This window comes from Arthrobacter sp. LAR12-1-1.1, assembly GCF_040676555.1.
Lineage (GTDB): Bacteria > Actinomycetota > Actinomycetes > Actinomycetales > Micrococcaceae > Arthrobacter.
The window spans coordinates 181405-200826 of record NZ_JBEGIG010000056.1; the positions used below are offsets into that span (position 1 = coordinate 181405).

At 68.2% G+C, this 19422-nt stretch carries 20 protein-coding genes; 6 read left to right on the forward strand and 14 right to left on the reverse strand.

From position 1 onward, the window contains the following. Window positions 1-22: 22 nt before the first annotated feature. The 4 genes from MRBLAR12_RS20765 to clpS form a co-directional block, all read right to left on the reverse strand. Window positions 23-820, reverse strand: a complete 798-nt coding sequence (locus MRBLAR12_RS20765) for an MBL fold metallo-hydrolase (protein ID WP_229993842.1) — start codon at window positions 818-820, stop codon at window positions 23-25. Further along, a complete protein-coding gene (gene murI, locus MRBLAR12_RS20770; RefSeq protein ID WP_414645553.1) occupies window positions 817-1854 on the reverse strand; it encodes a glutamate racemase in 1038 nt (345 codons plus the stop codon). Before murI ends, MRBLAR12_RS20765 begins: the two co-directional genes overlap by 4 nt. 85 nt (window positions 1855-1939) lie before the next feature. Then, window positions 1940-2506 carry a DUF2017 domain-containing protein gene (locus MRBLAR12_RS20775; RefSeq protein ID WP_229993841.1) on the reverse strand — a complete coding sequence of 189 codons (567 nt, stop codon included), beginning with the start codon at window positions 2504-2506 and terminating at the stop codon, window positions 1940-1942. Further along, complete coding sequence (clpS, locus tag MRBLAR12_RS20780) at window positions 2499-2864, reverse strand: ATP-dependent Clp protease adapter ClpS (protein ID WP_091559570.1); 366 nt, start codon at window positions 2862-2864, stop codon at window positions 2499-2501. The genes MRBLAR12_RS20775 and clpS overlap by 8 nt, the downstream gene beginning before the upstream one ends. Before the next feature lie 37 nt (window positions 2865-2901). On the opposite strand from clpS, the gene MRBLAR12_RS20785 reads away from it, so the two are divergent. The 3 genes from MRBLAR12_RS20785 to MRBLAR12_RS20795 all read left to right on the forward strand — a co-directional run bounded on the left by MRBLAR12_RS20785 (window position 2902) and on the right by MRBLAR12_RS20795 (window position 5322). Then, complete coding sequence (locus tag MRBLAR12_RS20785) at window positions 2902-4230, forward strand: nicotinate phosphoribosyltransferase (protein ID WP_229993840.1); 1329 nt, start codon at window positions 2902-2904, stop codon at window positions 4228-4230. Further along, on the forward strand, window positions 4231-4890 hold the full coding sequence (locus tag MRBLAR12_RS20790) for an isochorismatase family protein (RefSeq protein WP_229993839.1): 660 nt from the start codon (window positions 4231-4233) through the stop codon (window positions 4888-4890). 84 nt (window positions 4891-4974) lie between these two features. Beyond that, window positions 4975-5322, forward strand: a complete 348-nt coding sequence (locus MRBLAR12_RS20795; protein WP_229993838.1) for a hypothetical protein — start codon at window positions 4975-4977, stop codon at window positions 5320-5322. A gap of 133 nt (window positions 5323-5455) precedes the next feature. On the opposite strand, the gene MRBLAR12_RS20800 is transcribed toward MRBLAR12_RS20795, so the two are convergent. The 8 genes from MRBLAR12_RS20800 to MRBLAR12_RS20835 form a co-directional block, all read right to left on the reverse strand. After that, window positions 5456-7243: a DEAD/DEAH box helicase gene (locus MRBLAR12_RS20800; RefSeq protein WP_229993837.1), complete on the reverse strand. Its 1788-nt coding sequence runs from the start codon at window positions 7241-7243 to the stop codon at window positions 5456-5458. Between the two features lie 249 nt (window positions 7244-7492). Further along, window positions 7493-7810 carry a DUF3039 domain-containing protein gene (locus tag MRBLAR12_RS20805; RefSeq protein WP_377985578.1) on the reverse strand — a complete coding sequence of 106 codons (318 nt, stop codon included), beginning with the start codon at window positions 7808-7810 and terminating at the stop codon, window positions 7493-7495. A gap of 60 nt (window positions 7811-7870) precedes the next feature. Continuing rightward, window positions 7871-8653, reverse strand: coding sequence for a glucosamine-6-phosphate deaminase (gene nagB / locus MRBLAR12_RS20810; protein WP_364748091.1), 783 nt, complete (start codon window positions 8651-8653; stop codon window positions 7871-7873). Window positions 8654-8712: 59 nt separating this feature from the next. After that, window positions 8713-10284 carry a transporter gene (locus MRBLAR12_RS20815; protein ID WP_364748093.1) on the reverse strand — a complete coding sequence of 524 codons (1572 nt, stop codon included), beginning with the start codon at window positions 10282-10284 and terminating at the stop codon, window positions 8713-8715. Then, window positions 10266-11063 carry an ABC transporter ATP-binding protein gene (locus MRBLAR12_RS20820; RefSeq protein ID WP_229993833.1) on the reverse strand — a complete coding sequence of 266 codons (798 nt, stop codon included), beginning with the start codon at window positions 11061-11063 and terminating at the stop codon, window positions 10266-10268. Before MRBLAR12_RS20820 ends, MRBLAR12_RS20815 begins: the two co-directional genes overlap by 19 nt. Window positions 11064-11151: 88 nt before the next feature. Next, a complete protein-coding gene (locus MRBLAR12_RS20825) occupies window positions 11152-12252 on the reverse strand; it encodes an NADH:flavin oxidoreductase/NADH oxidase (protein WP_229993832.1) in 1101 nt (366 codons plus the stop codon). Continuing rightward, window positions 12252-13277 carry a tetratricopeptide repeat protein gene (locus MRBLAR12_RS20830; RefSeq protein ID WP_364748096.1) on the reverse strand — a complete coding sequence of 342 codons (1026 nt, stop codon included), beginning with the start codon at window positions 13275-13277 and terminating at the stop codon, window positions 12252-12254. The genes MRBLAR12_RS20825 and MRBLAR12_RS20830 overlap by 1 nt, the downstream gene beginning before the upstream one ends. Before the next feature lie 56 nt (window positions 13278-13333). Beyond that, complete coding sequence (locus tag MRBLAR12_RS20835; protein ID WP_364748098.1) at window positions 13334-15196, reverse strand: hypothetical protein; 1863 nt, start codon at window positions 15194-15196, stop codon at window positions 13334-13336. Between the two features lie 193 nt (window positions 15197-15389). On the opposite strand from MRBLAR12_RS20835, the gene MRBLAR12_RS20840 reads away from it, so the two are divergent. Beyond that, the gene (locus tag MRBLAR12_RS20840) at window positions 15390-16694 is read left to right on the forward strand and encodes an AI-2E family transporter (RefSeq protein ID WP_364748100.1); all 1305 of its coding nucleotides are present in this window, start codon (window positions 15390-15392) and stop codon (window positions 16692-16694) included. A 133-nt stretch (window positions 16695-16827) separates the two neighbouring features. Here MRBLAR12_RS20840 and MRBLAR12_RS20845 read toward each other — a convergent pair whose 3' ends face one another. Beyond that, window positions 16828-17625, reverse strand: coding sequence for an alpha/beta hydrolase (locus MRBLAR12_RS20845; RefSeq protein WP_229995287.1), 798 nt, complete (start codon window positions 17623-17625; stop codon window positions 16828-16830). A gap of 10 nt (window positions 17626-17635) precedes the next feature. Further along, window positions 17636-18007, reverse strand: coding sequence for an ATP/GTP-binding protein (locus MRBLAR12_RS20850; protein ID WP_229995286.1), 372 nt, complete (start codon window positions 18005-18007; stop codon window positions 17636-17638). Window positions 18008-18132: 125 nt separating this feature from the next. Here MRBLAR12_RS20850 and nucS point away from each other — a divergent pair, with 125 nt between their 5' ends. After that, window positions 18133-18828 (forward strand): endonuclease NucS, encoded by a 696-nt coding sequence (gene nucS / locus MRBLAR12_RS20855; RefSeq protein WP_026266819.1) that lies wholly within the window; start codon window positions 18133-18135, stop codon window positions 18826-18828. 286 nt (window positions 18829-19114) lie between these two features. Beyond that, window positions 19115-19318, forward strand: a complete 204-nt coding sequence (locus MRBLAR12_RS20860) for a cold-shock protein (protein ID WP_011692441.1) — start codon at window positions 19115-19117, stop codon at window positions 19316-19318. The last annotated feature ends 104 nt before the right edge of the window (window positions 19319-19422 follow it).

A 19422-nucleotide genomic window follows, 5' to 3' on the forward strand; every position in this document is an offset into this window, starting at 1 on the left:
CCAGTGCAGGCTTCAACGCCCGCTAGACGGTGTAGTGCACACCCGCAACGGCGACGGCCACGTCCTTGCCGAAGACGTCCTTGGCCTCGGCCATGACGGTCGTGGGGGACGTCCAGACGGGAATGTGCGTCAGCAGCAGTCGGCGCGCCCCGGCGGCGACGGCGGCCTCCCCCGCCCGCTTGCCGGTCAGGTGCACGTCCTTGATCTCGTCGTCGCGGCCTTCCTCGAACGCCGCCTCACAAAGGAAGAGGTCGGCGTCGCGGGCGGCGTCCTCCAGGCCCGCGCAGGAGTCCGTGTCACCGGAGTAGCTCAGGACGCGGGTCACGGGCGTGCCGTCCGTGGCAGGTTCGGTGACCTCCACGCGGAGGGCGTAGGCCTCCTCGACCGGATGGTTCACCGCATAGGGCGTCACCGTGAACGGGCCGACGGTTACGGGCTTGCGCTCGGACCAGTTGCTGAAGTCGAACTCCTCGTGCATGCCCGGATCCAGGTCCAGGCCGTACGCCGTGGCCATCCGGTCGGCCGTGGCGGCAGGCCCCCACACCGGAATCCTGCCCCGTCCCCAGCCGCCCGGCTTCCAGCGCACGGCGACGTGGAGCCCGCACAGGTCCATGCAGTGGTCCGGGTGCAGGTGCGTGAGGAAGATCGCGTCAATGTCCTCCAGGTCCGTGTAGCGCTGGATGGCGCCGAGCGCCCCGCTGCCGAGGTCCAGGACGATCTTCCAGTTCCGCTCGCCGTCGTTGGCGGTCAGCAGATAGCACGACGCCGGCGAGCCCGGCCCCGGGAAGGACCCGGTACAGCCCACGATGGTCAGCTTCACAGCAGTGTTCCCCCGCCTGCGGATCCGCCCACAAAGTTGGAGATTCGCGGCCGTCCCGTGACGGCCTGGGCGGCGGCGATCATCTCGGGGGTGATCCGGGCGAGGCTGCCGGTGGGGTACTGCGCCGCGACGTGGTCCACGTGGCGCACGCTAAGGACCTCGGGGCCGAGGAAGCGCCGGGCGAGGTGCTCGAACTGCGCGGCGTCGCCGGTGGCGATGAAATTGTGCTCGGGAGCCGTGGCGTCAGTGCGCTCGAGGCCCCGGGAGGCCAAAGCCCGGTAGACGTCCTTGGCCGTTTCCTCGGCGCTGGAAACCAGGGTGACGTCCTCGCCCAGGACGAACGAGATCACACCGGTGAGCAGCGGGTAGTGGGTGCAGCCGAGCACCACGGTGTCCACCCCGGCGGCCCTGAGCGGTGCCAGGTACTCGCGGGCGACGGCAAGCAGTTCCGGTCCCGTGGTGATTCCGGCCTCCACGTACGGTACGAACGCCGGGCAGGCCACCGACGTGATCTCCAGGTCCGGGGCCGCGGCAAAGGTGTCCTCGTAGGCGCGGGAGCCCACCGTGGCCGAGGTCCCGATCACGCCCACCCGGCCCGTGCGGGTTGCCGCGACGGCGCGCCGCACGGCTGGCTGGATCACTTCGATCACGGGAATCCCGTACCGGGCGGTGTAGCGTTCGCGGGCATCGCGCAGCACGGCGGCGGACGCGGAGTTGCAGGCGATGGTCAGCAGCTTCACGCCGGAATCCACGAGCTCGTCCATAACGCCGAGGGCGTTTGCCCGGACTTCGGCGATGGGAAGGGGCCCGTAGGGCCCGTGCGCGGTGTCCCCGACATAGAGGATGGATTCGTTAGGCAGCTGGTCGATGATCGACCGGGCCACCGTGAGGCCGCCGACGCCGGAGTCGAAGACGCCAATGGGGCGCGACCCCAGCTCTGATGCCGGTTCGGGGCCCGTGGGGCCGGTTGCGGTGCTGCTCGCTGGGGAGTCCGCAGCAGCCACTGCCGGATCCATACTCGATGCTGAAGTCATGATTATTCGAGGATAGGGCTTCCCCCCGGGGGCGGCCATCACATTGTGGCGTGCAACTCGTGTCTCATGGGTCACACGCCCGCGCTCAGCGCCGGGCATCGAGCGAGTGCACCATGGCCTGGACCAGCGACTCCTGCAGCCACGTGGTGAAGTTGTACACGAGGGCCAGGTAGCTTTCCACGTCCTCGGCCTGGGCCCAGTCCTGCATGAGGTGGACGTTGTCCGCGTCGGCGTCGTCACGGATGTCGAGGCGTTCGGCCAGCACCAGCCGGACATCGTTGAGCGCGGTGGCCCAGTGCCGGGCGTCGTCCGGGGTCAGGACGAGGTCGTCCCGGTCCAGGCTCAGGGCGGCCGCCTTCAGCGCGCCGATCTTGTTTTCGCGCAGCGACCGCTCGGTGTAGCGGCGGAACTCAAGGGAGGCGTCGTCGTCGTTCTTCATCACGTTCGGCAGCAGCCGCCGCATGGCGCGGTCCGAGGGTTCGCGGGCCTCGGTGTCCAGGCCCACCAGGGCGGCCAGCGGGTCCTCGTTGGCGCGCACCTCGGGTTCAAGCATGGAGATCACGTCGTCAAAAAGGCTGCGCAGCAGTTCCCGCTCGGCCGGCTCAAGATAGCCCTTGATGCCCTTGAGCCCGTACTTGAATGCCTTAGCCACGTTTTCCCTTGCCTTTGCCGGAGCCGCCCGCGTTGCCGCCCGTGGCTTTTTCCACCGTCGCCCAGAGGCCGTAGCCATGCATGGCGACGGCGTGCTGCTCCACCTGTTCCTTGCTGCCGTGCGCCACGATCGAGCGGCCCTTCTTGTGGACCTCCATCATGAGCTTGTTGGCCTTGGCCTCCGAGTAGCCGAAATAGCTGCGGAACACGTAGCTCACGTAGCTCATCAGGTTCACGGGATCGTTCCAGATCACGAGGTTCCAGGGGATGTCCGGGGCGGTCAGCACGTCGCCGGACGTCACTGTTCCGGTCTGGGTGCTCTCCCGTGTGTCGGGGCCGAGCGCAACGCTGAGGGTCATCTGTCCATTCTATGGGGATGCACACTAGAGTGAATTTGTGAGTACCTCCGCTGGCTGGGACCGTCCCCGCACGTCCCTGTACACCGACCATTACGAGCTGACCATGCTGCAGGGTGCTCTGCAGTCCGGCGCAGCCCACCGGAAATCGGTCTTCGAGGCCTTTGCCCGGAGGCTGCCGGACGGGCGCCGCTACGGGATCGTGGCAGGCACGGGCCGGCTGCTGGAGGGGATCGCGAACTTCCGCTTCGGCGAGCCTGAACTGGACTACCTGCGCCGGACCAAGGTGGTCAACGACCAGACCCTGGAGTACCTGGCCGATTACAGCTTTTCCGGCGACATCTGGGGCTACCCGGAGGGTGAGGCGTACTTCCCGAACTCCCCCGTGCTGATCGTGGAGTCCACGTTCGCCGAGGCCTGCATCCTTGAGACGTACCTGCTCTCCGTGCTCAACCATGACTGCGCGATCGCCTCGGCCGCCTCCCGGATGATCTCCGCGGCCGGAACCCGTCCGTGCATCGAGATGGGGTCCCGCCGGACGCACGAGGAATCGGCGGCCGCCGCCGCCCGCGCCGCGGTCATTGCCGGGTTCGACAGCACCTCCAATCTGGAGGCCGGATTGCGCTACGGGCTGAAGACGGTGGGCACGGCCGCCCATTCCTTCACCCTCCTCCATGACACCGAGCGTGAGGCCTTCGAGGCCCAGATTGCCGCCTTCGGGCCGGACACTTCCCTCCTGGTGGACACGTACGACGTCGAAACGGCCGTCCGCACCGCCGTCGACCTCGCCGGGGACAAGCTGGGCGCCGTCCGGCTGGACTCCGGCGACCTCGTGGCCCAGGCCCAGTGGGTCCGGCAACTGCTCGACGAACTCGGCAACGACCACACCAAGATCGTGGTGACCTCAGACCTCGACGAATTCGCCATCGCGGCGCTGGCGTCCGCTCCGGTGGACTCCTACGGCGTGGGCACCTCGCTGGTGACCGGTTCCGGTGCACCGACGGCGAGCATGGTGTACAAGCTCGTCAGCCGCACCGACGACGACGGCGATTTCATCTCCGTCGCCAAAGCCGCCAAGAACAAGGCCAGCAAGGGCGGCCGGAAGTACGCGCTGCGCAAGCTCAACGAGCGCGGGACCGCCACCGCTGAAATCGTCGGCGTAGGCCATCACCCGGAGGACGACGGCAACGACCGTCCGCTGCTGGAGCACTTCGTCAAGAACGGCGAGCTCCTGCCCGGGTGGACCGGCCCCGAGGGGGTCCAGCGCGCACGCCGGCGCCACGCGGAGACCATGCGGGAGCTTCCCGCGGTGGTCAACCGGCTGCAGCGCGGCGAGGCGGCAATCCCCACCATCTACGAGGAGGACTAAATGTCCCGCGCCCTGATCATCGTTGACGTCCAAAACGACTTCTGTGAGGGAGGTGCCCTGCCCGTCCCCGGCGGGGCGAACCTCGCCGGGGAGATCAGCGAGTACGTTGACGCACACCATGGCCAGTTTGACCACGTCGTGGCCACCCAGGACTGGCACATCGAACCCGGTGCGCATTTCTCGGAGGAACCTGATTTCGTGGACAGCTGGCCGCCGCACTGCGTGGCCGGCACCCGCGGGGCCGACCTGCATCCCGATCTCGATCCCGAACACATCCAGGCGTACTTCCGCAAAGGCCAGTTCGCCGCGGCATACTCCGGCTTCGAAGGGCTCCTGGCCCCCGAGGACGACGTCCCCACCGGGGACCGCAAGCCCGGTGCCATGCCTGTTTCCGGCACCGGCACCGACACCGACGAAGCATTGAGTCCCTTCGCCGTTGGCGACGATGCGATCGGTCTGGATGACTGGCTGCAGAGCCACGACGTTGAGGACATCGTGGTGGTGGGGATCGCCACGGACTACTGCGTCAAGGCGACCGCCCTGGATGCCGTCCAGGCCGGCTATTCCGTCACGGTGCTGCGCGGTTTGACGGTCGGAATCGGAGAAGACCTGGACGACGCCGTGGCCGAGATGGAGCTCGGCGGCGTCGATGTCCTCTGAGCCCGCCGCCGCAGTAGACTCGAAATCCTTGCCCTATCGCCAGTCTTGCCATAATGACCGACCCGTAGAACCCCGGAGTACACCATGAAGAAAACCCTGACCGTTCTGATTGCCGCCGGAGCGCTGCTCGGCGCGGCCGGCTGCTCGGCCACGCCGCAGCTGACCAACGAGGAAACCTGCGCCCGGGTCAAGACCGTGGTCTCCGCCCAGTCGGCCACGTCGGACAAGGCCGGCATGACCAGAGTTGCCAACCAGCTGCGGCCCATCAAGGCGGCGGCCTCCGAGGACCTGCGGGCACCGCTGCAGACCATCATCGAATACTTTGACGAGTCGGCCAAGCCCGCCCCGGACACCGCCAAGCTCGAGGAAATGAAGGCCGACTACACCGCGGCAGGCCAGACCTACGGCCAGGTCTGCGGCACCGGCCAGTAACGATAGCCCAGTAGCCGAATCGCGCTAAACCGAGCAGGGTAAACAGTAGGGGGACCAGGCCATCGGCCTGGTCCCCCTGCTGTTGCCCTCTGCTTTTGCCTCTTGCTTGTGTGCCGCTGTCTTTTTATTGCGGCTACTTCCGGCCGATGAACCAGTCCTGGAGCTTGCGCAGCCGGGTCTGCAGCTGCTCCTCGTTGGCCTGCGCGACGGCCGGGCCGCCGCAGACGGTGCGGAGTTTTGTGTGGATGACCCCGTGCGGGGTCCCGGTGCGGGCTGACCAGGCCGCGACGTTTTTGGCCAGCTCGGTGCGCAGGTCCATGAGCATCCGGTGGTCCGGCACGGCCGGGGTTGCCGCGGGTAGGGCGTCAGCCTGCGGGGAGCGCTTGTTCTTCCGGTTCAGCTGTTCGTGCTGGCGCTGGCGCAACAGCGTGCCGACCTGTTCAGCGTCGAGCAGGCCGGGGATTCCGAGGAAGTCGAGCTCGTCCTCCGAGCCCACCTCGCCGCCGGTGCCGAACTCGCCGCCGTCGAAGAGGACGCGGTCAAAGGACGCCTGGGAGTCGAGGGCCTCGAACTTGCCCTTCATCAGGGAGTCAGAGGCCTTCTCCTCGCGGTTCGCCTCGTCCATGAGGGAGTCCTCAGGATTGAAGAGGCCGTCGCTGTCTTCCTTCTCCGGGCGGTCCAGGGCGTGGTCGCGTTCGGCCTCCATCGAGTTGGCCAGCGCCATCAGCTGCGGCACCGAGGGCAGGAAGACCGACGCCGTCTCGCCGCGCTTGCGGGCACGCACGAAGCGCCCCACGGCCTGGGCGAAGAACAGCGGAGTGGAGGTCGAGGTGGCATAGACGCCGACCGACAGCCGCGGCACGTCCACGCCTTCGGAAACCATCCGGACGGCCACCATCCAGCGCTTCTCGCTGGCGGTGAATTCCTCGATTTTGCTGGAGGCCTTGGCGTCGTCGGAGAGGATGACGGTGGGCGATTCGCCGGTGATCTTCTTCAACTGGCCGGCGTAGGCGCGGGCGTCCTCGTGGTCGGTGGCAATGACCAGGCCGCCGGCATCCGGGACGCTGCGCCGGACTTCGCTGAGACGTTTGTCCGCGCCGGCAAGGACGGCGGGGATCCATTCGCCGGCCGGGTTCAGCGCGGTGCGCCAGGCCTGCGAGGTGATGTCCTTAGTGACGGCGGATTCTCCAAGCGAGGCCGCCATTTCGTCCCCTGCGCTCGTGCGCCAGCGCATTTGGCCGGAGTACGCCATGAACATGACCGGGCGGACCACATGGTCGCGCAGCGCCTTGCCGTAGCCGTAGGTGTAGTCGGCCTTGGAGCGGCGGATCCCGTCGCGGTCCTCGGCATACTCCACGAACGGGATCGGCGAGGTATCGGAGCGGAACGGGGTACCGGTCAGGGACAGCCGGCGGGCCGCGGGGTCGAACGCCTCGCGCAGGCCGTCGCCCCAGGACAGCGCCTCGCCGCCGTGGTGGATTTCGTCCAGGATCACCAGCGTGCGGGCGGCCTCGGTCTTGGCGCGGTGCAGCATGGGCTTACTGGCCACCTGGGCGTAGGTCACTGCGACGCCGATGAACCCGCGGCCATGCTGGCCGTCGGCGTTCTTGAAGTTCGGGTCGATCGCGATGCCCACCCGGGCCGCGGCGTCGGCCCACTGGCGCTTCAGGTGGTCAGTGGGCGCCACGATGGTCACGCGGTTGACCACACCGGAATCGATGAGCATGGACGCCACGCGCAGGGCGAACGTGGTCTTACCTGCGCCGGGGGTTGCGACAGCAAGGAAATCCTTGGGATGGATGCTGAAGTAGCTGTCCAGCGCCTCCTGCTGCCAGGCGCGCAGCTTGGGGGCGGTGCCCCAGGCAGCCCGCTCGGGATAGGCGGGGGGAAGCGTGGGTCCGCCGAAAAGTGTCTCTGTCATTGAGGCGCCCTCCAACCGCGCATGGCTGCAGCCGACGGAGAAACCCAATTAAGCACAAAAACACCAATCTTTTTCGGATGGACCCGGCGGAATCCCGCACAGGGAAGTACCCGGACAGCATGGACCGGCAAGCAGGAAAACAGCAGAGCAACAGAGCAGGAAATCGGGGCGCGATGGCACGCCGCCATGAAGAAACGCCGTCAGGGACGGCTAACGGAACCTGCTTGTTCCGTTCATTGCCGTGTACCGCTACTTGTCGCCGGAGCCCTTGCCGCCGTCGTTCCCGGGGCGCAGGCCCTCGTAGACTTCCTTGCATTCAGGGCAGACGGGGAACTTCTGCGGGTCCCGGCCCGGTGTCCAGACCTTGCCGCAGAGCGCGATGACCGGGTCACCGGTCAGCGCGGATTCCATGATCTTTTCCTTGCGCACGTAATGCGAGAAGCGCTCCCGGTCACCGGGCTCAACTTCCTGGCGCAGTTCCTCGCGCTCGATCGTGGCCGTAGACGTCCCGGCTCCGGAGAGCTCGCGCATCGGATCGTTTTCGAGAGGATCGGTCATGCTAGTCATGACACCCATCTTAGCCGGTGGAAGTCCGCCGCCGGACCTGCGGGATGCCGGCGTCGGGGCCTAAAGGCCCTGCCAGGCAGGTTTGTGGTCGTAGCTGTGGCGGTAGTAGTCCGCCAGCCGCAGCGACGACGCCGCCGCCTCGTCCAGGAGGACGGTGGCGTGCGGGTGCAGCTGCAGTACGGAGGCCGCACAGATGGCGGCGACGGGGCCCTCCGCGAGATCCCGGACGGCCTGGGCCTTTTGCGCACCGGTGGCGACCAGGATGACGTGGCGGGCATCCAGGATGGTGCCCAGGCCCTGGGTCAGGACGTGGTGCGGCACGGCGGCCAGGCTGCCGAAAAACCGTGCGTTGTCCCGGCGTGTCTGCTCGATCAGGGTCTTGATCCGGGTCCGGGACGCCAGCGACGAGCCCGGTTCATTGAACCCGATGTGGCCGTCCGTTCCGACGCCGAGGAGCTGCAGGTCCACTCCCCCGGCGGCGCGGATGGCGTCTTCATACTCCTGGCAGGCTGCCGGGATGTCCGCCGCGGCGCCGTCGGGCACGTGGACGTTGGCCGGGCTGATGTTCACGCGGGCGGTGAACTCGCGCGCGATCACCTCCCGGTAGGACTCCGGGTGGCCGGCGGGCAGTCCCACGTACTCATCCAGGGCGAAGGCGCGGACCTGGCTGAAGTCCAGGCCGTCGCGCTCGTGCCGTAGGGCCAGCTCGCCGTAGATCGGCAGCGGCGAGGAACCGGTCGCCAGGCCCAGCACGGCGTCGGGCTTGCGGCGAAGAAGGGCCTCCACCGCGTCCGCCCCAAGCGACGCGATCTGCTTGCTGCCGGGAAGGATGACAACTTCCATGATCCTGCCTTTACCTGGCTTGCCTGGCGTTCGAGTCTGGCACTCCCAGCATGCACCCGTCAGCGGTTGACGGCCAGTTGTGCCAGCAGCTCCGGCCCCCGCCGGTCCAGCCATGCTCCGCCGGCCCGCACGCCGGTGGCGAAAAGCGCGAGGCCCAGCACGGGTCCGAGGACAAGCGTGATCCAGCCCGGCACGGGGCTGCCGGTGATGTACTGTGCGGCCACGAGTGCCACTTCGGGCGCCACAAGTACCATCAGCACGGCCATGCCGCCGAACTGCACGGCGAGGGTCTGGGCCACGTTGCCCGGCGGTTTCTTGAACGGGCTGTCTCCCGGCAGCGGGACGCTCACGGTGTAGCGCGCCGAGATCACCGAGGCCAGGCCCAGACCGCTGAAGAGGACGCCGAGCGAGAGGCCAAGGACTGCAGGCAGCTTGTCCCAGTCGCCGGTGAAGAAGAACGGTCCGACGCTGAAGATGAGGGCCACGGGCAGCGCGAAGCTCAGGCACGCCAGCGCCCGGCCAAGGCGGTCGTCGGCGCCGCGCACACCGGTGGCCACGTGCAGGGCGAACGCGGTGCTGTCATAGGAGACGTCCGTGGAAATGGACCAGGCCAGAAGGAAGGCCGTCAGCGGCCCGACGAACTGGAACGGGCCGTAGAACCCGCTCTGACTGCCCTGGAACAGGAACAGCACGGGCAGCAGCGGAACCACCACCAGCGCGCCGGCATAGCGGGGATCCCGCAGCCAGTAGTACAGGGACCTCGCGGCGACGGCGGCGGCCGGTGTCGCCGGGAGCAGCCTGAACAGGCCCGCGCCGCCGGTCCGCCGCTTGGCGGTCCCGGCGTAGGGCGGGGTCACCAGGGCACGCTGCAGCAGGACCTTCCACGCCAGGGCCAGGCCCGCCAGTGTGGCCACGGCGATGAGGAATTTCACGGCCGCGGCCCCGTAGTTGCCGGCGGCGAGGTCGCCGCCGAGCGCGAAGGCCGCCCCGGCCGGCGTCCAGGACAGTGTCCGGGCCAGACTGGTCAGGAAATCGCCCGAACCCGCGATTCCCCTCGCGATGCCCGCCACGATGGGGCCTGTGAGCACGAGCGGGATGAGGAAGGCGACGGCGCTGATGTCCTTGAAGCGCCGGGAGCTTGCCAGGCCGGCGGTGGCCGTGGTCACGACCTTGGAGAGCACGACGCAGCTCAGCACGCCCAGCACGGCACCCACCAGGGCGCCGGACGCGGCCGGCAGGCTGCGGGACCAGGTGCCCACCGTGGCGAGGGCAACCAGCGAGGTTGCCAGGCCCGGAATGCCGATCAGGCCGCCCAGCGCCAGCCCTGCCAGCAGCTGCGGCATGGGCACGGCGAAGGTGGTGAAGCGGGCAGGGTCCAGGGTCATGTCCGCGGCGGAGACCGCGACCGGAACGATGGCCCAGCCCAGCAGGGCCGTCGCGCCGCCCAGGATCACCACGGTCTGCGCGAGCTCGATCTCCTGGCCGCGCAGGACGAACAGCCCGCCCGCAAGCAGAACCACGATTCCCAGGGCATACAGGGTGCCGATCCCGAGGCCCACAAGCTGCCACGGGCTGCGCCGGACGCTGTTGCGCAGCAGGGTCAGCTTGAGCCTCAGAAGGTGCGCAACCATTCCAGCCCTTCCGTATGGTTCCGGCCGCCCACGAGCTGCACGAAGCGGTCCTCGAGGCTGGCCCCGGCGCGGACTTCCTCCACGGTGCCGGCGGCGAGGACCCGGCCGCCGGCGACGACGGCGACGTGGTCGCACATGCGCTGGACCAGATCCATGACGTGGCTGGAGACGATGACCGTACCGCCCGAGGCAACGTAGCGGTCCAGGATGTCGCGGATGTTCGCCGCGGAGATCGGATCCACCGATTCGAACGGCTCGTCGAGGACCAGCAGCCGTGGTGCGTGGATCAGCGCCGAGGCCAGCGCGATCTTCTTGGTCATGCCGGCGGAGTAGTCCACCACCAGCGTGCCGGCGTCATTGCCCAGGTCCAGCGCTGCGAGCAGTTCCGCCACCCGCGACGCCACCATCTCCCGGTCCATCCCGCGCAGCAGGCCGGCGTAGGTGACCAGCTGCTCGCCGCTGAGTCGGTCGAACAGCCGGACGCCGTCGGGCAGGATCCCCATCAGCTTCTTGGCCTCCAGCGGATGCTGCCAGACGTCGACGCCGTGGACCAGCGCGGTGCCGAAATCGGGGCGCAGCAGGCCCGTCGCCATGGACAAGGTGGTGGTCTTGCCGGCGCCGTTGGGGCCGACCACCCCGTAGAAGGATCCGGCCGGGACGTCCAGGCTGATGCCGTCGACGGCGATCTTGTCGCCGAAGCGCTTGGCGAGGCCGCGCAGGGACAGGGCAGGAACCGGCGGCGAGGAAGGCCCGGGCGGCACCGGGGGCTGGAATGTCATGACGCCAGACTAACGCTCCGCCGGCGCGAAAAGGATCGTCCGCAAGGCGTAGGTTTCCGCCGCGCGAACCGCCTCCGCCACCGGCGGTCTAGAACAAATGCCGGGGTATGGCCCGCTCGTACTGCGGCGGCCACGCAAGGTCATGGCCGAGCTCGAACGCGGCGCGCAGCCACCAGTGCGGGTCCCGCAGCGCGGCACGGGCTATGAACACGCCGTCGGCCTGGCCGGTGGCCACCGCGTGCTCGGCCTGCCCGGCTGAGGTCAAAAGTCCCACCGTGCCGGTCCTGACCCCGGCTTCGCGCCGGATCCGGGCGGAGAACCCGGTCTGGTACCCGGGGCCCACGGGAATCTGCTGGTGGGCAACGGCCCCGCCGCTGGAAACGTCCACAAGGTCCACTCCGCGCTCCGCAGCGGCGCTGGCCATCCGGACCGAGGCCTCGGCCTCGATCCCGCCCGGCGCCCAGTCCGAGGCAGAGATCCGCAGCAACAGCGGCATGGAGTCGGGGATGACCGCGCGGACAGCGTCCACCACAGCGAGCGTCAGCCTGTTCCGGCCCGTCTCGTCCCCGCCCCAGCGGTCCGTGCGGTCGTTGATCAGTGGGCTCTGGAACTGGTGCAGCAGGTAGCCGTGGGCGCCATGGATTTCGATCGTGTCGAACCCGGCGTCGACGGCCCGCACGGCGGCAGCGGCGAAGTCGGCGATCACGCCGTCGATCTGCGCTTCCGTCATCGCCGAGGGCGGCGCGTAACCGTCGAACGCGCCGGTACCGGGACCCACAGTGTCCCAGCCGCCCTCGGAGGCCGGCACACTGCCCTTCTTGCCGGAGAACGGCCAGTAGGACGACGCCTTCCGGCCGGCGTGCGCCAGCTGGGTGCCGATCTTGGTCTCAGCGGTGCCGTGGCGGTGCACGAAGGACGTGATGCGTTCCCAGGCCGCGGCCTGGTGGTCGTTGTAGAGGCCGGCGTCGCGGGGGCTGATCCTGCCCGCGGCGTTCACGGAGTTGGCCTCGGTGAGGATGAGGGCCGCTCCCCCGGTGGCAAAGGAGCCCAGGTGCATGAGGTGCCAGTCGGTGGGCACCCCCTCGCCCGTGCCGGGCTCGCAGCTGTACTGGCACATCGGGGACACCCAGCCGCGGTGCTGCAGCCGCAGGGACCTCAGCTCCAGCGGCGCGAAGAGTGCCGATCCCACTAGAACAGCACCCGGGCCAGTCCCTGGCGGGCCTTGGCGACACGCTCGTCACCGGTGCCGACGACGTCGAAGAGTTCCAGCAGCCGGACGCGGGCGGTCTCCCGTTCCGGGCCGAAGTTCCGGCCAATGAACGTCACGATCCGGCCGAGGCCGTCCTCGATGTGGCCGCCGGCGATATCCAAGTCCGCAACGCCGAGCTGGGCCTCGAGGTTGTCCGGCTCGTCGGCGGCGAGCCGGCGGAGGGCATCTGCCTCGGGCCCCGTGAAGGTCTGCAGGCGCGCCATGAGTTCCACCTGCGCCAGGCCCGCCTTGGCCTCGGCGTCGGCCGGCATCTCGTTCAGGGCCTGCCGGTAGGCGGCAGCCGCGGCAGCGTAGTCGCCGGCCTCGATCGCGTCGAACGCTGCCTGGTGCAGCGGCGGCAGCGGCGGGGCCTCCGGTTCCCCGCCGCCGGGACCGCCGGTGCCAATCTGTCCGGTCACGCCGTTGGCGGCCGCGACCTTGAGGAGTTCGTCGAACAGGCTGCGTACCTGCTGTTCGTCCGCGCCGCCCTGGAAGAGCGGAACGGGCTGGCCCTTCACGACCGCGACGGCGGTCGGCACGGCCTGGACCTGGAAGGCCTGGGCAAGTTCCGGGAAGACGTCGATGTCCGCGGCCCCGAGGACCAGCCGGCCATCGTAGCTCTCGACGATGTCTTCGAGGACCTCCACCAGCTGGCCGGAGCCTGGCGAGTAGGAGGCCCAGAGGGCGATCACCACTGGCACCTGGGCCGAGAGCTCCACGAGCTCCTGGAAGTTGCCCTCGGTCACGTCCACGCGCAGCGGGCGGCCGGAGTGGTCGGCGGCGCCGGCTGCCGGTGCGGGACCTGCGGCAGAACCGGCCGGGCTGGCGGCCGCAGGACCGGGCGCGGCCGGTGCCGGAGAGACCGGGGCCTGCCGCTGTTTCAAGGCGGAGAGATCGACGGCGCCGCGCAGGTTCAGCGGGCTGGCGGCAACGGGCGGGACCGGGCGGGAAGCTGGCGTAGTCATAGCTCCACTCTAGCCATTGAAGTCCTGCCCGGCGCCACCGCGCCCGCCGGCGAGGGCTACTTGAAAGCGGCCCCGACCAGGCCCCGGGTGGCGGCCACGAGCTTCATCGGATCCTTGGAACCGGCCGGCGGAACATAGACAGCCACTGACTCGGCGAAGTTCAGCACCATGCCGGTGCTGGTCTCCTTGCCGCCGGCCAGGGCGGCCGCGTCGTCGCCGATTGTGAGCTTGTCGCCGTCGGCCTTCGGAGTGCCGTCGAAGGAGAAGTTCAGGCGTCCCAGGACCAGTGCCCCGCCATCGGCGGTGCGGAACACGACAGTGTTCTCGGGGGCCACCTTGTGCGTGAAGGCAAAGGTGCCGTTGACGCCTGAACTGACGACGTCGGCCTGGTAGGCGAGGGTGTCCGCGATGTACGGGGAGGACTGGCCCTCGACGAGCTTGTCCTTGAAGGCGGAGTCTGCCTTGCTCAGGCGGTCACCCAGCCCCGCGAGGGCTTCGTCGCCGCTGTACAGGAGTCCGGACTTGTCCGTGGATGCCAGCGTCTCCGTGCCGGCCCGCCCGATCGCCGGGAAGGTGGCACCGGGCTGCAGCGGCGTACTGCTGACCAGCTTGTAGTTCTCCCGGGGGGAGGCCTGGGTCAGGGTCAGCAGCTGCGGGACGACGTTGCCCTCGCCCTGCGTCACGGCCATGACGGAGCGGGGCCAGCTGCGCTTGTTGGTGACCACCGTGGTCAGCAGCTTCATGGAGCGGACAGGCATGCGGGCCTCGTAGGAGCCGACCTGCGAACGGACCTTGTAGTTCTGCGTGCGCACCTCGAGCTCGGACTTAGCCACGCGCGGCGCCAGCTTGGCGGCGTCCTTGGCAGCGTCTCCTGCATCGACAGCACCGGCAACCTGTTCCAGGACGCGGCGGAACTGGGCGTCCAGCAGCACCGGCGCATCGCCGGTCTGGTCCTCATTGGGAGTGCCCGGGGCCGCGCTGTTGGAGGCCGGGGCAGCGGGTGTGGCGGCCGGTGCGCTCGGCGACGGCGCGGGCGTCTGGCTGGCCTGAGCGGCCACCGACGTTCCGGCGACGGCGGCGGCCGTCAGCACGGCCACCACGATGCCGGAACGGCGCGCCGTGCCGGGGCCCTTCTTCTGCTCGGATGCTGTCTTCTCGGGCGCTGAAGCGTCGGGTGCCGTCGAACCCTGTCCCGCGCGGCGTGCCGCGGCCTTGGCCTGCGCGCGGCGGACGAACGCGCTGCCGTCCCCGCCTCCGCCAGTCGGGTTGCCGCCGGTCGGGTTGCCGCCGGTCGGGTTGCCGGTCCGGTTGCGTGACTTCGGCTTGAGGACCAGCAGCGCCGCGCCGGCGATGATCAGCAGGCCGCCGAGCACCATGAGCGGAATGGCCCAGGGCGTCGAGGTGTCGTTCGGGAACGTCATCGTGATGGAACTCGGGGCGGGCTTGGTGCCGTCCGCCGCGAGGAGGAGGGACCAGTCGCCGTCGGCCGGCGCGTTCCACGAGTAGTCCATTTCACCGCTGGCGTTCTCGGTGGCGACCCAAAGGTCCGATCCGGCCGGAGACGGCGCGGCGGCGTCGCCGTCGGTATGCGTCAGCTGCAGCGACTTGCCGTCCTCCGAGACGCCGGCGACGGTGTTGTGCGCCGTCTTGCCCACCCAGGCGTCGACGTCGTCGGGCCGCCCGGCGGCCAGCAGGAAGGCACCCTCGCCCTTGACTTGGATCTTCACGGTCCCGGGGTGCAGCGTCCTCAGCTTCTCATCGAAGACGGTCAGCGGCGCGGCCGTACCCGTCGGAGCGGTGGCCGTAATCGTCTCCGGGGGAGCCCAAAACGTCTTCTGGCCAATACCGGCCAGCAGGGTCAGGAGGCCAAGCAGCATCAGGGCGACTGCAGTCTTGAAACGCAAAATACTACCAATCATCAGCGGACAGTTAGCTTCAATAGTAACCATTTTGTTACCCGCGAGTCAGATCGGCGCCCGGGCACACCCCCGCCCGCGGCTCCCGCGCCGGGTCCCCGCCCGTGAGCTGACAAGCCTGCTGATAGTGTTTGCGGTGATCATCACACCAGCGCCGCCTCAGTGGCGCCGCAGAGAATTAAGGGCATTCAACGCAGTGACTGAACATACGGATTCGTCCTCCGCCGGACAAGAAGAAGCCCAGGAATCCGACAGCCCGGAACGCGGCCCCGAGCAAACCGCCTCCACCCCCCGGCCCGCAACCTCCCGCCCCCGGGTTGCCGCGGCGAATGTCCTTTTGTCCGCGGCCCGGCGCCTGCGCCAGCCCCTGCCGGGAGCCCAGCCGAGAATCCGCTTCGAGATGCCGCCGGAGCATGAGGCCGAGGCCGGGACCGAGGCCCGCTTCGGCAGTCCCGGTCCGCGCATGTCGGCCCAGCACCCCCTGTATATGGGCTTCATGGGTACGGTCGGCGTCGGCTTCGCCCTCCTGGTCTACTGGATCGGGTCAAATACGACGCAGCTGCTCTTGTGGATCATCACGGCGCTCTTCATCACCCTGGGGCTGGACCCGGTGGTTCGCTGGCTCGAACGCCGAAATGTCCCCCGGGCCGCCGGCATCCTCCTGTCCGTATCCACCCTGGCGCTTGGAGTCGCCGCATTTTTTGCCACCCTGATCCCCACGATCGTGCAGCAGGTGACGCAAATCGTGCAGCAGGCGCCCAAGTGGGTCCAGGATTTCATTGACTCGGAATTCTTCCGGAGCGTTGACAGCCAGTTCGGCATCCGGGACCGCATCAGCCAGGAGCTGGAGAAGTTCGTCAACAACCCGGACGCCATGGGCGGCATCTTCGGCGGCGTTGTGGGCTTCGGCTCCACCGTGGCAAACGGACTGTTCGGCGCACTGATCGTGCTGGTCCTGAGCCTGTACTTCCTCGGCGCCCTTCCCGCGATGAAGAAATGGGGCTACCGGCTCGCGCCGCGCTCGCGCCGGGCCCGGGTTGAAGCCCTGTCCGAGGAAATCACCGGTTCGGTGGGCAACTACGTGATCGGCCAGGCCGCCGTCGCACTGCTGAACGCCACGTTCGCGTTCATTGTGATGTCGATCATCGGCGTACCGTTCGCCACGCTACTGGCGTTCGTCGTGGCCCTGCTGGCGTTCATCCCGCTGGTGGGCGGCATGATTGCCGGGTTCCTGGTGACGCTCGTTGCCCTGACCGCCGGCTGGCAGACCGCGCTTGTCTTCGCCATCTGCTATTTCGCCTACCTCCAGTTCGAGGCTTACTTCATCTCGCCGCGGATCATGCAGAAAGCCGTGGCGGTGCCGGGCGCCGTGGCCGTCATCTCGGTCATCGCCGGCGGCAGTCTGCTGGGCGTCCTCGGAGCCCTGATCGCCATTCCCACCGCGGCGGCCATCATGCTGCTGGTCAAAGAAATCCTCATCGCGCGCCAGGACAGCCGCTGACAGTTCCCCCTGGCAGCCGGTTTTCGCGCCGAAAAAGGACAGCCGCACCGTGGATCCCCGGTGCGGCTGTCCTTTTTCGGCGCGGAATTCCCTTTTCGGCGCGGTTCTCCCCTTTCGGGCAGGCGCTGGCGGCTCAGGAGTGCGCCGTGGCGACCGGTCCGTCCCATTCCTGCGGAAGCACTGTTCCGGCGCTGCCGGGGATGACCTGGTCCACGATCTCGTTGAGCACACGCCCGGCATACTTCTCCCCCACCCACAGGTGCTTGGCGCCGTCGACCCCTAGCACCTGCGCCTGCGGTACCAGCGCGAACCTCGCGGCGGCATCAGCCGGCTGCAGGTAGTCGTCGTGTTCGGGGACCAGCACCTTCAGCGGCTTGCCCGTCCGGGCCCATTCCTTCAAGTGCACGTCCGTGGCCCGGTGCAGCGGGGGCGAGAGCAGGACAGCCCCCTCGATCTCCGAGGCGACGGGCTCAGCGGCGCCGTACATGAGGGCAAGCTCAGTGCCGAAGGACCAGCCCACGAGCCACCGGTTTGGCAGGCCCCGGTCCACGGCGAACTGCACGGCGGCCTCGACGTCCAGACGCTCGCCGATGCCTTCCTCGAAGGCTCCTCCGCTGGTCCCCCGCGGCGAAGACGTGCCACGGGTGTTGAAGCGCAGTACGGCGATTCCGGCGAGGGCCGGCAGCCGGTAGGAGGCCTTGCGGTAGACGTGCGAATCCATGAAGCCGCCGTGCGTCGGCAGCGGGTGCAGCGTAATGAGTGTTGCCTTGATCTCGCCGGATTCCGGGAGGGCGAGCTCGCCCACCAGCCGGTGTCCGTCCGAGGTACGGAGTTCGACGTTCTCGCGGTGGGCCGGAAGGACGGTGGACGCGCGGATGGCAGTCGGCTCTGACGGCTGGGTGAAGACGTACGACGCGGGATCAAAAGTCATGCTGACCAGCTTAGCGATACCGATAGCTCCGTGAGGTCCAGCAGTTGGTATGCCAGTGGCGGCGCTCGGCGAGACCCGCGGCGGCGCCAAAGAGGTGGTCCTCGGACCAGACCACCAGGTGGGCGATCCCCGGCAGTACGGCGGTGGAGCAGCCCGGGCAGATGTAGGTCTTCTCGGCGCGGCTGGCGGTGATGGGGCGGACCATCCATTCACCGTCCGGCGCGCTTTCCCGCCGGGCGAAACCTGAGCGGGCGCGCTCCAGATCGAGCTCCGGCGCCGGGCCGTGTTTGGCCCCGGGGGCTTTGCCCTTTCCCGGCGCTGCGCTCTTGCCGGAGCCTGTCTTTGCAGAACTGGCGCGGCGGGGTCGGTTGGAACGGGGCATGCCTCCATTCTGCCCCAGACCGGCTGCCAGTCTTTGCGTCACCGCCGCGGCGCCGGTTGAGCTGCAGCCCCGCCGTCCCGCCGCCCCAGCCCGGGGACCCCCGCGCAGACGGTAGAGTGGACCGGGTGCGTTTAGTCATAGCCCGCTGCTCCGTTGATTACGTCGGCCGCCTCAAAGCCCACCTCCCGCTGGCCACCAGGCTGTTGCTGGTCAAGGCCGATGGCTCGGTCCTGGTCCATTCCGACGGCGGATCCTACAAGCCCCTGAACTGGATGAGCCCTCCTGCGTCTTTGCGCGTCTCCACCCCGGATGAGGTCGACGTCGAAGTTGGCGTCGTCGAGCAGTGGACGGTCCAGTCGGCCAAGACCGATGACCGGCTCATTATCAATATTCATGAGCAGCTGCACGACACGTCCCACGAACTGGGCCAGGACCCTGGCCTGATCAAGGACGGCGTCGAGGCGGACCTCCAGCGGCTCCTGGCCGCCCAGATCGAATTGCTTGGCACCGGGTTCTCGCTGATCCGCCGCGAGTACTTCACGGCGATCGGCCCCGTGGACATCCTGGCCCGGGACGCGGATGGGGCCACCGTGGCCATTGAGCTCAAGCGGCGCGGCGACATCGACGGCGTCGAGCAGCTCACCCGGTACCTGGAACTGCTGAATCGGGACCCGCTGCTGGCTCCGGTCCGGGGAATCTTCGCTGCCCAGCAGATCAAGCCGCAGGCCAAAGTCCTCGCCAAGGACCGCGGAATTGACTGCGTGACCCTTGACTACGACGCCATGCGCGGCGTTGACGACAGCGAATCCAGGCTCTTCTAAGCGCCCTGCGGCAGTCTTTCCGCGGCGGCGATTCGCGTTAAGCGGTTCTTTGCACAAAATTTATGCATTTCTCCCGCTCGCCCGTTGACCTGACGCAAGTGTCATGAAATTCTTATACAAGTCTTTGTGTAGGTGTTATTCATGCTCGCAAGACATGTTGCGAGCGTGAAGCTCCTGCAGCCACGGTTCGGGAATCCGGTCCGTTGCCAAAGGTTCTTCTCGCAGAGTGACCAAGTGCGGTGTGAAGTGCGCCGGACTTATTCAGATCCACAATGAGGAGAAACAAATGGCACAGGGAACCGTCAAGTGGTTCAACGCAGAAAAGGGCTTCGGCTTCATCACCCCGGATGACTCCGATGGCGATGTCTTCGTTCACTACTCCGAGATCCAGACCGGTGGCTTCAAGACCCTCGACGAGAACCAGCGTGTTCAGTTCGAGATCGGCCAGGGCGCCAAGGGCCCCCAGGCTACCGGCGTAACGCTGGTCTAGTCTCCCGTCAGGAAGTGCTTTAGGGCATTTCCGGCACCAAAAATGATCCCCGGCATTTGTGCCGGGGATCATTTTTTTGTGCATTGTTGGCCGCGGCGTTTCAG

Excerpts from the sequence above, each read along its gene's own strand:
- murI (WP_414645553.1), bottom strand. The coding sequence starts at position 1,854 with ATGACTTCAGCATCGAGTATGGATCCGGCAGTGGCTGCTGCGGACTCC.
- clpS (WP_091559570.1), bottom strand. The coding sequence starts at position 2,864 with ATGACCCTCAGCGTTGCGCTCGGCCCCGACACACGGGAGAGCACCCAG.
- MRBLAR12_RS20790 (WP_229993839.1), top strand. The coding sequence starts at position 4,231 with ATGTCCCGCGCCCTGATCATCGTTGACGTCCAAAACGACTTCTGTGAG.
- MRBLAR12_RS20795 (WP_229993838.1), top strand. The coding sequence starts at position 4,975 with ATGAAGAAAACCCTGACCGTTCTGATTGCCGCCGGAGCGCTGCTCGGC.
- MRBLAR12_RS20800 (WP_229993837.1), bottom strand. The coding sequence starts at position 7,243 with ATGACAGAGACACTTTTCGGCGGACCCACGCTTCCCCCCGCCTATCCC.
- MRBLAR12_RS20805 (WP_377985578.1), bottom strand. The coding sequence starts at position 7,810 with ATGACTAGCATGACCGATCCTCTCGAAAACGATCCGATGCGCGAGCTC.
- nagB (WP_364748091.1), bottom strand. The coding sequence starts at position 8,653 with ATGGAAGTTGTCATCCTTCCCGGCAGCAAGCAGATCGCGTCGCTTGGG.
- MRBLAR12_RS20815 (WP_364748093.1), bottom strand. The coding sequence starts at position 10,284 with ATGGTTGCGCACCTTCTGAGGCTCAAGCTGACCCTGCTGCGCAACAGC.
- MRBLAR12_RS20820 (WP_229993833.1), bottom strand. The coding sequence starts at position 11,063 with ATGACATTCCAGCCCCCGGTGCCGCCCGGGCCTTCCTCGCCGCCGGTT.
- MRBLAR12_RS20830 (WP_364748096.1), bottom strand. The coding sequence starts at position 13,277 with ATGACTACGCCAGCTTCCCGCCCGGTCCCGCCCGTTGCCGCCAGCCCG.
- MRBLAR12_RS20835 (WP_364748098.1), bottom strand. The coding sequence starts at position 15,196 with ATGATTGGTAGTATTTTGCGTTTCAAGACTGCAGTCGCCCTGATGCTG.
- MRBLAR12_RS20845 (WP_229995287.1), bottom strand. The coding sequence starts at position 17,625 with ATGACTTTTGATCCCGCGTCGTACGTCTTCACCCAGCCGTCAGAGCCG.
- MRBLAR12_RS20850 (WP_229995286.1), bottom strand. The coding sequence starts at position 18,007 with ATGCCCCGTTCCAACCGACCCCGCCGCGCCAGTTCTGCAAAGACAGGC.
- MRBLAR12_RS20860 (WP_011692441.1), top strand. The coding sequence starts at position 19,115 with ATGGCACAGGGAACCGTCAAGTGGTTCAACGCAGAAAAGGGCTTCGGC.